At 71.1% G+C, this 12,001-nt stretch carries 11 protein-coding genes; 5 read left to right on the forward strand and 6 right to left on the reverse strand.

Going from position 1 to position 12,001, the window contains the following annotated elements:
- Positions 1 to 150 precede the first annotated feature (150 nt).
- Genes QA802_RS32815 through QA802_RS32825 form a run of 3 tightly spaced genes read left to right on the forward strand, consistent with a single transcriptional unit; the run spans position 151 to position 3,271 of the window.
- Positions 151 to 1,473: an extracellular solute-binding protein gene (locus QA802_RS32815; protein ID WP_334530357.1), complete on the forward strand. Its 1,323-nt coding sequence runs from the start codon at positions 151 to 153 to the stop codon at positions 1,471 to 1,473.
- Complete coding sequence (locus QA802_RS32820; protein WP_334530360.1) at positions 1,470 to 2,444, forward strand: carbohydrate ABC transporter permease; 975 nt, start codon at positions 1,470 to 1,472, stop codon at positions 2,442 to 2,444. The genes QA802_RS32815 and QA802_RS32820 overlap by 4 nt, the downstream gene beginning before the upstream one ends.
- Positions 2,441 to 3,271, forward strand: coding sequence for a carbohydrate ABC transporter permease (locus QA802_RS32825; RefSeq protein ID WP_334530363.1), 831 nt, complete (start codon positions 2,441 to 2,443; stop codon positions 3,269 to 3,271). The genes QA802_RS32820 and QA802_RS32825 overlap by 4 nt, the downstream gene beginning before the upstream one ends.
- Positions 3,272 to 3,478: 207 nt before the next feature.
- Here QA802_RS32825 and QA802_RS32830 read toward each other — a convergent pair whose 3' ends face one another.
- The 3 genes from QA802_RS32830 to QA802_RS32840 all read right to left on the reverse strand — a co-directional run bounded on the left by QA802_RS32830 (position 3,479) and on the right by QA802_RS32840 (position 6,613).
- A complete protein-coding gene (locus QA802_RS32830) occupies positions 3,479 to 4,765 on the reverse strand; it encodes a ribonuclease D (RefSeq protein WP_334530366.1) in 1,287 nt (428 codons plus the stop codon).
- A gap of 317 nt (positions 4,766 to 5,082) precedes the next feature.
- On the reverse strand, positions 5,083 to 5,742 hold the full coding sequence (locus QA802_RS32835) for a helix-turn-helix transcriptional regulator (protein WP_107446175.1): 660 nt from the start codon (positions 5,740 to 5,742) through the stop codon (positions 5,083 to 5,085).
- Between the two features lie 244 nt (positions 5,743 to 5,986).
- On the reverse strand, positions 5,987 to 6,613 hold the full coding sequence (locus QA802_RS32840) for a DUF3000 domain-containing protein (RefSeq protein ID WP_443042209.1): 627 nt from the start codon (positions 6,611 to 6,613) through the stop codon (positions 5,987 to 5,989).
- Between the two features lie 294 nt (positions 6,614 to 6,907).
- Here QA802_RS32840 and hemE point away from each other — a divergent pair, with 294 nt between their 5' ends.
- Positions 6,908 to 7,975, forward strand: coding sequence for a uroporphyrinogen decarboxylase (gene hemE, locus QA802_RS32845; RefSeq protein ID WP_334530375.1), 1,068 nt, complete (start codon positions 6,908 to 6,910; stop codon positions 7,973 to 7,975).
- A gap of 56 nt (positions 7,976 to 8,031) precedes the next feature.
- On the opposite strand, the gene QA802_RS32850 is transcribed toward hemE, so the two are convergent.
- Complete coding sequence (locus QA802_RS32850) at positions 8,032 to 8,844, reverse strand: rhomboid family intramembrane serine protease (protein ID WP_334530378.1); 813 nt, start codon at positions 8,842 to 8,844, stop codon at positions 8,032 to 8,034.
- Between the two features lie 124 nt (positions 8,845 to 8,968).
- Between QA802_RS32850 and QA802_RS32855 the strand changes: the two genes are divergently transcribed.
- Complete coding sequence (locus QA802_RS32855; protein ID WP_319169566.1) at positions 8,969 to 9,238, forward strand: hypothetical protein; 270 nt, start codon at positions 8,969 to 8,971, stop codon at positions 9,236 to 9,238.
- Positions 9,239 to 9,373: 135 nt separating this feature from the next.
- Here the strand turns inward: QA802_RS32855 and QA802_RS32860 are convergent, their stop codons facing one another.
- Positions 9,374 to 10,756, reverse strand: a complete 1,383-nt coding sequence (locus tag QA802_RS32860) for an FAD-dependent oxidoreductase (protein ID WP_334530382.1) — start codon at positions 10,754 to 10,756, stop codon at positions 9,374 to 9,376.
- 27 nt (positions 10,757 to 10,783) lie between these two features.
- Positions 10,784 to 11,884 (reverse strand): DUF4349 domain-containing protein, encoded by a 1,101-nt coding sequence (locus QA802_RS32865; protein WP_334530385.1) that lies wholly within the window; start codon positions 11,882 to 11,884, stop codon positions 10,784 to 10,786.
- Between the last annotated feature and the right edge of the window lie 117 nt (positions 11,885 to 12,001).

Here is a 12,001-nt window from a genome sequence, read left to right on the forward strand (position 1 = left end):
AAGCCCATAATTGAGCGCGGTTTCTTCCTCGTTGGCGGGAATGGGACTTTACCGGTTGAGAAAGCGCTGTCAGAGTGCCGAATCAGCCAACCCGCTTGTTCTCGATCCACCCGCACGTGCTCATCCGTCCCACGAACGGAAGTGATGCACATGAACCGCCGCACCACCCACGTCCTCGCCGCGGCCGCCGCGGCCGCCCTGCTGCTCCCCGGCTGCACCGGCACCGCCGGAAACACGAAGGGCGCGGACGCCAAGGCGCCCGACGACCCGGCCAAGGTCAGCGGATCCATCACGGTCCTCACCGTGCGGACCGACCTGGTGCAGGACGGCACGATGAAGAAGTACGCCGCCGAGTTCAACAAGACCTACCCCAAGGTCAAGGTGGAGTTCCAGGCCCTCACCAACTACGAGGCCGAGATCAAGATCCGCATGAACACGGACGACTACGGCGACGTCCTGCTGATCCCCGCGGTCATCAAGAAGAACGACTACCCGAAGTTCTTCGCCTCGCTCGGCACCGCCGCCGAGCGCAGCAAGAAATACCGTTTCACCGATTTCACCACCGTCGACGGCAAGGTCTACGGCCAGAGCCCGGTCGGCGTGATGCCCGGCTTCGTCTACAACAAACGGATCTGGAAAGAGGCCGGCGTCACCGCATGGCCCACCACCCCGGCCGAGTTCCTGACCGGTCTCAAGGCGATCAAGGCGAAGACCGACGCGGTGCCGTACTACACCAACTTCGCCGCGCAGTGGCCGCTCACCTCGTGGACCTATGTCGACGGCGCGGTGCACTGCGACCCGCAGGCGACCGCGAAGCTGGCCGAGGGCGACCCCTGGGCGCAGGGCTCCGACCTGCGCGTCGGAGACACGCTGCTGTACGACATCGTCAAACAGGGCCTCGCCGAGAAGGACCCGACCACCAGCAACTGGGAGGAGTCCAAGCCCCGCACGGCCAAGGGCGAGATCGCCACGCAGTGGCTCGGCACCTGGGCCATCATCCAGTTCCAGGACGCTGCGAAGAAGGCCGGCGTGAACCCGGACGACGTCGGTTTCATGCCGTTTCCCGCGCAGACGGACGGCGCGTACTGCGCAACCGTCGGCCCCGACTACCACCAGGCCGTCAACGTGCACTCCCAGCACAAGGAGGCGGCCCGCGCCTGGATCGACTGGTTTACCGACAAGTCCGGCTACGACAAGGACAACCTGGCCATCTCCCCGCTCAAGAACGCGGCCATGCCCGATGTCCTGAAGCCGTACGAGGAGGCGGGCGTCAAGCTCATCGAACTGGACGACTCCGCGGGCGCGAAGGTCAAGCTGATCGACGACCAGTCCGAGGTCGGCATCTTCAAGCCCGAGTACCGCCAGGACCTGGTCGACCTCGCGCGCGGCGCGAAGAAGGGCAGCCTGGACGACTTCCTCTCCGGGCTCGGCGAGAAGTGGACGAAGACACAGGCGAACGTGGGCGACCGATGACCCACGCGGGCACCCACACCCCGGCACGGGGCGTCGGGAAGGCCGCCGCCGAGGCCGTGCCGTCGGCCTCGGGGCGCGCCGCCCCGTCACCGGCCCCGCGCCGGGAGCGCACCTGGCGGCTGCTGACCCCCTGGCTGTTCCTGCTCGCCCCGCTCGCCCTGCTGATCACCTTCACCTACGCGCCGATCGTCAACATGGTCGCGTACAGCTTCACCGACTGGGACGGCGTGAGTCCCGAACTGCACTACACGGGCGCGGAGAACTACGCGGAGATCTTCACCCGGGAGGACCTCTTCCAGGTGTTCTGGGTGAGCGGTTACTACCTGGCCGCCTCGGTGATCCAGATCGTCGCCGCGCTGTACTTCGCGACGATCCTGAGTTTCAGCATCCGTTTCCGGAACTTCTTCAAGGGCGTGCTCTTCTTCCCGTCCCTGGTGAACGGCGTGGCCATCGGTTTCGTCTTCCTCTACTTCTTCCAGGACGGCGGGACCCTCGACACGGTGCTGGGCCTCTTCGGCCACCACAGCGACCGCGCCTGGCTGGGCACGCCCGCCTCGGCGAACGTCTCGCTCGCCGGCGTCTCGATCTGGCGCTACCTGGGCATGAACTTCGTGCTGTTCCTCGGCGCGATCCAGTCCATCCCGGGGGAGCTGTACGAGGCGGCCGAACTGGACGGCGCGGGCCGGTGGCACCAGTTCCGCTATGTCATCCTGCCCGGCATCAAGCCGGTGCTGACCCTGACGGTGATCCTCTCCGTCTCCGGCTCGCTGTCGGCCTTCGAGATCCCGTACATCATGACCGGTGGGGCGACCGGCACCGAGACCTTCGTGATCCAGACCGTGAAGCTGGCCTTCCAGTTCAACAAGACGGGGCTCGCCTCGGCGGCGGCCGTGGTGCTGCTGCTGATCATCCTGCTGGTCACCTGGGTGCAGCGACGCCTCGTCCCCGACGACAGGGTGGACCTCGTATGACGCGCCGAGCCGTTGCCCGCACCCTCGTGTACCTGTCGCTGATCGCCGCGACGCTGGTCGTGCTGCTCCCGTTGGGCGTCGTCGTGCTGACGTCACTGAAGACCGAGAACGAGACGGCGGCCGGCAGCGGAGCCCTCACGTTCCCCGACGATCCGCTGAACTTCGACAACTACGTGACGGCGTTCCAGGACGGCGGGATGCTCACCGCGTTCGGTAACACCGCCTTCATTCTGCTGGTCTCCGTCGGCGGAACCGTTCTCATCGGTTCGATGACGGCGTATGCGATCGACCGTTTCACCTTCCGTTTCCGGAAACTGGTGATCGCCCTGTTCCTGGTCGCCGCGCTGGTCCCCGGGGTGACCACCCAGGTGGCCACGTTCCAGATCGTCCACAGCCTCGGCATGTTCGACACCCGCTGGGCGCCGATCGCGCTCTACATGGGCACGGACATCGTTTCGATCTACATTTTCCTGCAGTTCGTGCGATCGATCCCGATCTCCCTGGACGAGGCGGCCCGCCTCGACGGCGCCAACGCGTTCACGATCTACCGAAAGATCATCTTTCCGTTGCTGAAACCGGCGATCGCGACGGTCGTGATCGTGAAGGGAATCGCCGTCTACAACGACTTCTACATCCCTTTCCTCTACATGCCGTCACAGGATCTTGGCGTGATCTCGACGTCGCTGTTCCGCTTCAAGGGCCCCTACTCCGCCCACTGGGAAACGATCTCGGCAGGAGCGGTGCTCGTCATCCTGCCGACCCTGATCGTCTTCCTCGCCCTTCAGAAATACATCTACAACGGTTTCACGAGAGGAGCGACGAGGTGACCTGCCCCCCGGCGGCAGGACAGGCGGCAGGACAGGCGGCGGCGCGGGCGGTAGAGCGGGCAGCAGGACGGGCGGCAGGCCATTCCGCCGACTGGAGCTGGAGCTGGAGCTGGAGCTGAAGCTGGACAGGCCGCAGGCCGGGCGCCTGTACCGGCCGGCCGTCGTGCCCCCGCAGGGCGCGTACGGCGCCGCCGGGCGCCGCCGCGGTCACTCGCCCTTGTCCGACAGCGCCGTGGCCAGCACCGGCGCGACCTGTTCCACCTGCCAGCGACGCGCCCCGTACCCGGCAAGCGCCGTCGTCACCGCTTCCGGGTCGGCCGCCGGGGGCTCCCAGCAGACCCGCCGTACGGCGTCCGGCGAGATGAGGTTCTCCTGCGGCATGTTCAGCTCCTCGGCCAGCGCCGAGACCGCCGACCGCGCCGTGCTGAGCCGCGCGGCGGCCGCGGGGTCCTTGTCGGCCCAGGCGCGCGGCGGGGGAGGCCCCGTCACCGGTTGTCCCGGTTGTGGGAGCTGCGACTCGCTCAGCGCCTTCGCCCGGTCGACCGCCGCCTGCCACTGCTCCAGCTGCCGCCGCCCCATCCGGTGCCCGAACCCGGTCAGCGCGGCCAGCGCGTGCGCGTTCGCCGGGAGGGAGAGCGCGGCCTCCACGATGGCCGCGTCCGACAGCACCTTGCCCGGTGACACGTCACGCCGCCGTGCGATCCGGTCCCGGGTCTCCCACAGCTCCCGCACGACGCCCAGCTGCCGCCGTCGGCGCACCTTGTGCATGCCGGACGTACGCCGCCAGGGGTCCTTACGGGGCTCGGGCGGCGGGGCGGAGGCGATCGCGTCGAACTCCTGGTGCGCCCAGTCGAGCTTGCCCTGCCGGTCCAGCTCCTTCTCCAGGGCGTCGCGCAGGTCGACCAGGAGCTCCACGTCGAGGGCGGCGTAGCGCAGCCAGGGCTCGGGCAGCGGCCGGGTCGACCAGTCCACCGCGGAGTGGCCCTTCTCGAGGACGTAGCCCAGGACGCCCTCCACCATCGCGCCGAGGCCGACCCGCGGGAACCCGGCGAGCCGTCCGGCCAGCTCGGTGTCGAACAGCCGCGTCGGCACCATGCCTATCTCCCGCAGGCACGGCAGGTCCTGGGTGGCCGCGTGCAGTACCCATTCGGCGTCGGACAGCGCCGCTCCGAGCGCGGAGAGGTCGGGACATGCCACCGGGTCGATCAGCGCGCTGCCCGCGCCCTCGCGGCGCAGCTGCACCAGATAGGCGCGCTGCCCGTAGCGGTAGCCGGAGGCGCGTTCGGCGTCGACGGCGACCGGACCGGAGCCGGCGGCGAAGGCGGCGACGGCCGCGGCGAGGGAGGCCTCGTCGGCGATCACGGGCGGGATGCCCTCGCGCGGCTCGAGCAGAGGTGTCGGCGCCCCGGAAGCAGTGGATCCACCTTCGTCCGGAGGGGCGCCTCCGGTGGTTCGCAGTGAACTGGCTGCTGCGGTTTCTTGGGCGTCGGTCACCTGTCAAGGGTATCCGTGTATCGACGCCGCCCGCCGACGGAACGTTCCGTCGGCGGGCGGCGCAGGGTCGTAAACCGGTCAGGCCGGGGGAACGGCGGGGAACAGTGGGAAGGGTGGGGAACGGCGGGGAAGGGCGAACCACGGCGGGGAGCGGACGGCGGGCCCTGGCGGGGAGCGAACAGGAGGGGCCGGTGGGGACGGAGCGGCGCTCGTCGTGGTCCCGGTGTCGCGGTGGTCCTGGTGGGTCGCGGCGGTCCTGGCGGTCCTGGTGGTCGTGGTGGTGGAGGAGTCCGGGACGCCGGGGTCGGACCCCGGTCTCAGTGGATGATGCCGGTCCGCAGGGCCACCGCGACCATGCCGGCGCGGTCGCCCGTGCCGAGCTTGCGGGCGATCCGGGCGAGGTGGCTCTTGACGGTCAGCGCGGACAGGCCCATCGAGACGCCGATGGCCTTGTTCGACTGACCCTCCGCGACCAGCCGCAGCACCTCGACCTCACGGCCGGAGAGCTCGCGGTAGCCGCCCGGGTGGCTCGGGGCACCCGGGGGGCGGCGGTGCAGACGGGCGGCCGAGCCCATGGGGGCGGCGCCGGGACGGCCCGGCAGGCCGAGGTTGGTGCGGGTGCCGGTGACCACGTAGCCCTTGACGCCGCCGGCGAGGGCGTTGCGCACCGCGCCGATGTCGTCGGCGGCGGAGAGGGCGAGGCCGTTGGGCCAGCCCGCGGCACGGGTCTCCGACAGCAGGGTGAGTCCGGAGCCGTCGGGCAGGTGGACGTCGGCGACGCAGATGTCGCGGGGGTTGCCGATGCGGGGACGAGCCTCCGCGACGGACGAGGCCTCGATGACGTCGCGCACACCGAGCGCCCACAGGTGACGGGTGACGGTGGAGCGGACGCGCGGGTCGGCCACGACCACCATGGCGGTGGGCTTGTTCGGGCGGTAGGCGACCAGGCTTGCGGGCTGCTCGAGGAGAACGGACACCAGGCCTCCTGGATGGGGGACGGGAGCCGGTTCGTGGGGGGCTCGTGGGGAGGAAGCCGGGACGAACCGTGCTTTCAGGGTCACAGTCGTCTTCGGCAGCGGACCCGGGGTCCTTTAGAGAATGATCACGATCTAGTGAGTAACAATCTGTGCAATTCGGACACGCGATCGATCATCCGAAGATCGAATCGGTTTAAGTGGGTGTCAGACGGGATCGAAAATGGCCGTATCGACAAAGAGATGGTCAACGTGATTGCGGCCCCCGGCGCTGCGGCAGGGTCACCACGGACGCGTCGCCCGGTCCGGCCGGCGGCAGTCCGGCCACCTGTGCCAGCAGATCGCACCAGGACGACAGGTGCGCCCCGGTGTCCGGGACCCCGCCCAGGCCCTCGCGAGGCGTCCAGGACGCCCGGATCTCGATCTGCGAGGCCGCCGGACGCTCCGCCAGCCCCCCGAAGTAGTGCGAACTCGCGCGCGTGACGGTCCCGCTCGGCTCCCCGTACGTCAGCCCGCGCGCCTGGAGCGCGCCGGTCAGCCACGACCAGCACACCTCGGGCAGCAGCGGGTCGGCGGCCATCTCCGGCTCCAGCTCCGCCCGCACGAGGGTCACCAGGCGGAACGTTCCGCGCCAGGCGTCGTGCCCGGCGGGATCGTGCAGCAGCACCAGCCGGCCGTCGGCGAGGTCCTGCTCGCCGTCCACGACCGTCGCCTCCAGAGCGTGGGCGAACGGGGCGAGCCGCTTCGGGGCCGGCGTCGGCTCGATCTCGATCTGCGGCCGCAGCCGGGCCGCTCTCAGCCCGTCGACGGCGGACCGGAACGGCAACGGAGCCGACCTGCCCCCGTCCCGGTCCCCCTCGTTCGCGTCATCCATCCCGCCAGCGTCGTCCGACAGTCGTCCCTGAGCCGCAGCCATGCGGGGAAGGTTAAGGGGAACGGGGGCTTCGCGCAGGGCAAGACACCCGCGCGGGGCCTGCGGACGGGTGCGCGCTGGGCGAACAGGCGCACGGACCGCGCACGCCCGGGGCGCACCCCGCACGTGACGAGAGGACGACGGCGGGACGGCGACGGGGTGACGAGGGGGCGGCGACGGGGTGCCGAGGGGGGTGGCTGCGCAGTGACGAGGGGGCGGCCGCGCGGCCTCCGGGGCCGTGCGAGACTTGCCGTCGTGAGTGCGAACGAGAGCCCGGCGGGCCGGCAGCCGACAGCGACCTACGACAGCGCCTTCATGAAGGCGTGCAGGCGTGAGCCCGTTCCGCACACGCCCGTGTGGTTCATGCGGCAGGCGGGACGCTCGCTGCCGGAGTACCGCAAGGTCCGCGAGGGCGTTCCGATGCTCGAGTCCTGCATGCGGCCCGAGCTGGTCACCGAGATCACCCTCCAGCCCGTGCGCCGGCACGACGTGGACGCGGCGATCTACTTCAGCGACATCGTCGTCCCCCTCAAGGCCATCGGCATCGACCTCGACATCAAGCCCGGCGTCGGCCCGGTCGTCGAACGCCCGATCCGCACCCGAGCCGACCTCGCCCAGCTGCGCGACCTCGCCCCCGAGGACGTCTCCTACGTCACCGAGGCCATCCAACTGCTCACGGCCGAACTCGGCGCCACCCCGCTGATCGGGTTCGCGGGCGCCCCTTTCACTCTCGCGAGCTACCTCGTCGAGGGCGGGCCGTCACGCACGTACGAGAACGCCAAGGCGATGATGTACGGCGACCCCGAGCTCTGGGCCGACCTGCTGGACCGCCTCGCCGAGATCACGGCGGCCTTCCTCAAGGTGCAGATCGAGGCGGGCGCGAGCGCCGTCCAGCTCTTCGACTCCTGGGCCGGCGCGCTCGCCCCGGAGGACTACCGCCGCTCCGTGCTGCCCGCCTCCGCGAAGGTGTTCCGCGCGGTCGAGGGGTACGGCGTCCCGCGCATCCACTTCGGGGTGGGCACCGGTGAGCTGCTGCGGCTCATGGGCGAGGCCGGCGCGGACGTCGTCGGCGTCGACTGGCGCGTCCCGCTCGACGAGGCCGCCCGCCGGGTCGGCCCCGGCAAGGCGCTCCAGGGCAACCTCGACCCGACGGTCCTGTTCGCCGGCGCCGAGGCCGTGGAGGCCAAGGCCCGTGAGGTGCTCGACGCGGCCGCCGGACTCGAGGGCCATGTCTTCAACCTCGGCCACGGCGTCATGCCCTCCACCGACCCGGACGCGCTGACCCGTCTCGTCGAGTACGTCCACACCCGGACGGGGCGCTGACCGCGGGCCGACGGCCGGCTGACGCCTGGCTGACCGCGAACTGACGGCGTGCCGGGTCACCAGGTGTGCCGGGGACGCGCCCGCCTGCCGAACAGCAGGCCGCGCGGCTCCGGCGGCGCCGGCGTGCCGGGTTTGAGCGGCCAGGCGAGCAGCATGCCCGCGAGGAAGCCGACGACGTGCGCCGCGTACGCCACGGTGCCGGCGCCCGAGACACCCTCGCCGGAGGAGTACACCGCCTGCAGCACGAACCAGAAGCCCAGCACCAGCCAGGCCGGCAGCCGAAGCGGCAGAAACACCAGGAACGGCACCAGAACCCACACCCGGGCCTTCGGATACAGCACCAGGTAGGCGCCCAGCACGCCCGCGATCGCGCCGGACGCGCCGATCAGCGGATCGGTGGAGTCGGCGTTGAGCAGGGCGAAGCCGTACGAGGCGGCATAGCCGCAGACGACGTAGAAGACCGCGAAGCGGACGTGCCCCATGCGGTCCTCGATGTTGTTGCCGAAAATCAGCAGAAACAGCATGTTGCCCAGCAGGTGCAGCCAGCCGCCGTGCAGGAACATCGCCGTGAGCACGCTCAGCGCCGGCGATTTGGTGTAGTCCGGCGGGCCCAGCTGACAGGAGGCGCCCCGCACCTCGCCGGTGGGGACGAGCTGCGGAAGCTGATGGTCGATCAACTCGCGCGGCACTGCCGCCCAGTGGTCGAGGAAGACGTGCAGATGGCATGTCTGGGCCAGGCTGCTGTCGCCCGCCGCGGAGCCGGACAGGCCCGGAGTGAACAGGAAGACGAGGACGTTCGCGGCGATCAGTGCGTACGTCACCACCGGGGTGCGGCGCACGGGGTTCACGTCATGCACGGGGATGACCACAAGGAAGTAGTGCCCCCGATCCGTTCGGCGAATCGGTGAACGCCGCTTCCCGGCACCGCGTATGAACCGGCAACAGCTCGCGGCACGAGGAAGGCGGGTCGCGGGGACGACGTGAGGAACAGCGATGAACGACCGAGTTACCCCCGGCATGCACGCCACGCCCGACGGCGAGGCGGAGATCTCGCTGGTGATCCGGCTGCCCTGGGAGGACGTGGCACGACTGGGCCAGGAGGCCGGGCGGCTTGCTTCGCAGATGCAGCGGCCGGTGACCCTCGACGAGGCGGTCAGCAACCGGCTGCGGTCGAGGCCCGCGTCGGCGGCGCACGCGAAGCCGGCGGAGCAGCCCCCCGCCGCCGCGGTCTCCGCGCTGCCGCGACTGACCGGAACCGCTTGAGCAACGGTGCGCCACAACGCATCGGCGGGGGAGGAGGGGGCCGTTCGGGCGCACACGAGGCGTTCTGGGGGCGGGGCACGCCAGGCCGCCGGGCGCACGGCCGCCGGCCCTCCGGCGTGACCCGCCCGCGCCGCTCTACTCCCGTCCGCTGCCGTGCACTTTCGCCGTGGCTTTCCTGGCAGCCACCAGCACCGGGTCCCACACCGGGCTGAACGGCGGCGCGTAGCCCAGGTCGAGGGACGTCATCTGCTCCACCGTCATCCGGGCGGTCAGGGCCACCGCCGCGACGTCGACCCGTTTGCCCGCGCCTTCCCTCCCGACGATCTGGACGCCCAGCAGACGGCCCGTTCTGCGCTCGGCGAGCATCTTGACCGTCATAGGGGAGGCGCCGGGGTAGTAACCGGCCCGGCTGGTCGACTCGACGGTGACCGTTTCGAAACGCAGGCCCGCCCTGTGTGCGTCCTTTTCGCGCAGTCCGGTCCGGGCGATCTCCAGATCGCAGACCTTGCTGACGGCGGTGCCGACCACGCCCGCAAACGTGGCGTAACCGCCTGCGACATTGGCACCGATGACCTGTCCGTGCTTGTTGGCGTGGGTGCCCAGGGCGATGTGACGCTCCTGTCCCGAGACCAGGTCGAGGACCTCGACGCAGTCGCCGCCGGCCCAGATCTCCTCGTGGCCGCGCACCCGCATCGCCAAGTCGGTGAGCAGACCGCCGTGCCCGCCCACGGGCAGCCCGGCGGCCTGCGCGAGCGCCGTCTCCGGCCGGACGCCGATGCCCAGCACCACCACGTCCGCCGGATACTCTGCGTCCTCGGTGCGAACCGCCCGGACCCGGCCGTCCCGCGTCGTGCACACCTCGGTGACCTCGGCGCCGTTCACCATGGCGATGCCCATCCCCTCCATCGCCCGGTGCACCAGCCGGCCCATGTCCGGATCGAGGGTCGACATCGGCTCGCTTCCCCGGTTGACGACGGTCACCTCGTAGCCGCGGTTGATGAGCGCCTCGGCCATCTCCACGCCGATGTAGCCGGCCCCCACGACCACGGCCCGTCGACCCCGCGCGCGGGACAACGTGTCGATCAGCGCCTGCCCGTCGTCCAGGGTCTGCACCCCGTGCACGCCCGCCGCGTCCGCACCGGGCAGGTCCGGCCGGATCGGGCGGGCCCCGGTCGCGACGACGAGCTTGTCGTACGACGTCCAGGACTGCGCCCCGGAATCCACCGCACGCGCGCGTACCCGCCGTCCGGCCACGTCGATCTCGGTGACCTCGGTGCGCAGCCGCAGATCGATCCCGCGCGCACGGTGCTCCTCGGGGGTGCGGGCGACGAGATCGTCCCGCCCGGCCACGTCGCCGCCCACCCAGTAGGGGATGCCGCACGCCGAGTAGGACGTGAAGTGCCCGCGTTCGAAGGCCACGATGTCCAGCTCCTCGGGCCCCTTCAGACGGCGGGCCCGGGACGCCGCGGACATGCCCGCGGCGTCGCCGCCGATCACGACCAGTCGCTCGATGCTCATACGAACACGCTACGGGGGAAGCGCAGTTCAGTCCTGCCCGGACTCGCCCGCCCCGGCTTCGCCCCGCCCCGCCCCTGCCTGCCCCGCCCCTGCCTGCCCGGCACCTGCCTGCCCGGCACCTGCCTGTCCGGCTCCGGGCTGCGCGGCACCTGCCTGCCCCGGGACGCTCAGCCCCGCCCAGCTCGCCTCCGCGGCCCGGCGGCGCGGCCGCACGAGCCGCAGCCACACCAGCAGGAGCAGCAGACCCGCCGCGAGGAACGGCAGCGTCGCGCCGAACGCCACGGCGATCCAGCGCAGCACCGTCACGAACGCGCCCCAGCCGCCTGTCACCGCGTCCACGAAGCCCGGGTCGTCGTCCTCGACGGCCTCCACTACCGGCTTCTCCGCCAAGGTCAAGGTGATGGTCGCAAGGCTCGTGCGGTCCTTCAGAGAGGCCTGCTGGGCGAGCAGCGCCTCCAGCGCCGCCTCACGATTGCTCAGCTCGCCCTCCAGCGTGACCACGTCGCTCAGCTTGACGGCCCGGTCCATCAGCTCGCGGACCCGGGCGACGCTGACACGCTGCGAGGCGATCCGGCTCTCGACGTCGACGACCTGGTCGGTCACGTCCTGCGCCTTCGCCGTGCGCTCCAGCAGCTTGCCCGCGCCCTGGAGGGCGGCGAGCACGTCGTCGTACTTCTCGACCGGGATCCGCAGCACCACACGGGTCCGCTCGGCGTCGTCCTCGTCCCGGACGGTCGTCTCGTCGCCGACATAGCCGCCGGCGTTCTCGGTGGTCGTCCGCGCCTCGTCGAGGGCCTTGGAGACATCCTTGACCTGCACGGTCAGGGTGGCGGTGCGGATGATGCGGTTCGCGGCGGGCCTGGGCGCGGCGGTGGCTTTCGAGCCGCTCGCGCCCGCCCCCTCCTTCGCGCCCGCCCCTCCCTTCGCGTCGGCGTCCTGGGCGGCGCCCGCGTCCTGCGGGGCCGCCTCACCTGCGGCGGCCTTGTCGGACGCGGCGCTCCCGCTCTCGTCGCCCGCGTCGCTGCATCCGGCGAGCGTGAGGCCCGCGGCCAGCAGAAGGCCGGCCAGGGCGTGGGCGGGCCGTGCGGAACGGCGCGCGGGGCGTCCTGCGGAACGTCGTGTACGCATGGTGGGTGTCCCCCCGAGGGTGTGAACGGCTGATGACTGACCACTGACGCCTCTTCGACGCGCGGGCGGGCCCGGACGTTGGCGGCGAACGGTTCCGAAGAGGTCACGGTCGGGACG

Source organism: Streptomyces sp. B21-105 (genome assembly GCF_036898465.1).
In the GTDB taxonomy this organism is placed as follows: domain Bacteria; phylum Actinomycetota; class Actinomycetes; order Streptomycetales; family Streptomycetaceae; genus Streptomyces.

Excerpts from the sequence above, each read along its gene's own strand:
- QA802_RS32815 (WP_334530357.1), top strand. The coding sequence starts at position 151 with ATGAACCGCCGCACCACCCACGTCCTCGCCGCGGCCGCCGCGGCCGCC.
- QA802_RS32820 (WP_334530360.1), top strand. The coding sequence starts at position 1,470 with ATGACCCACGCGGGCACCCACACCCCGGCACGGGGCGTCGGGAAGGCC.
- QA802_RS32825 (WP_334530363.1), top strand. The coding sequence starts at position 2,441 with ATGACGCGCCGAGCCGTTGCCCGCACCCTCGTGTACCTGTCGCTGATC.
- QA802_RS32840 (WP_443042209.1), bottom strand. The coding sequence starts at position 6,613 with ATGGATGACGCGAACGAGGGGGACCGGGACGGGGGCAGGTCGGCTCCG.
- QA802_RS32855 (WP_319169566.1), top strand. The coding sequence starts at position 8,969 with ATGAACGACCGAGTTACCCCCGGCATGCACGCCACGCCCGACGGCGAG.
- QA802_RS32860 (WP_334530382.1), bottom strand. The coding sequence starts at position 10,756 with ATGAGCATCGAGCGACTGGTCGTGATCGGCGGCGACGCCGCGGGCATG.
- QA802_RS32865 (WP_334530385.1), bottom strand. The coding sequence starts at position 11,884 with ATGCGTACACGACGTTCCGCAGGACGCCCCGCGCGCCGTTCCGCACGG.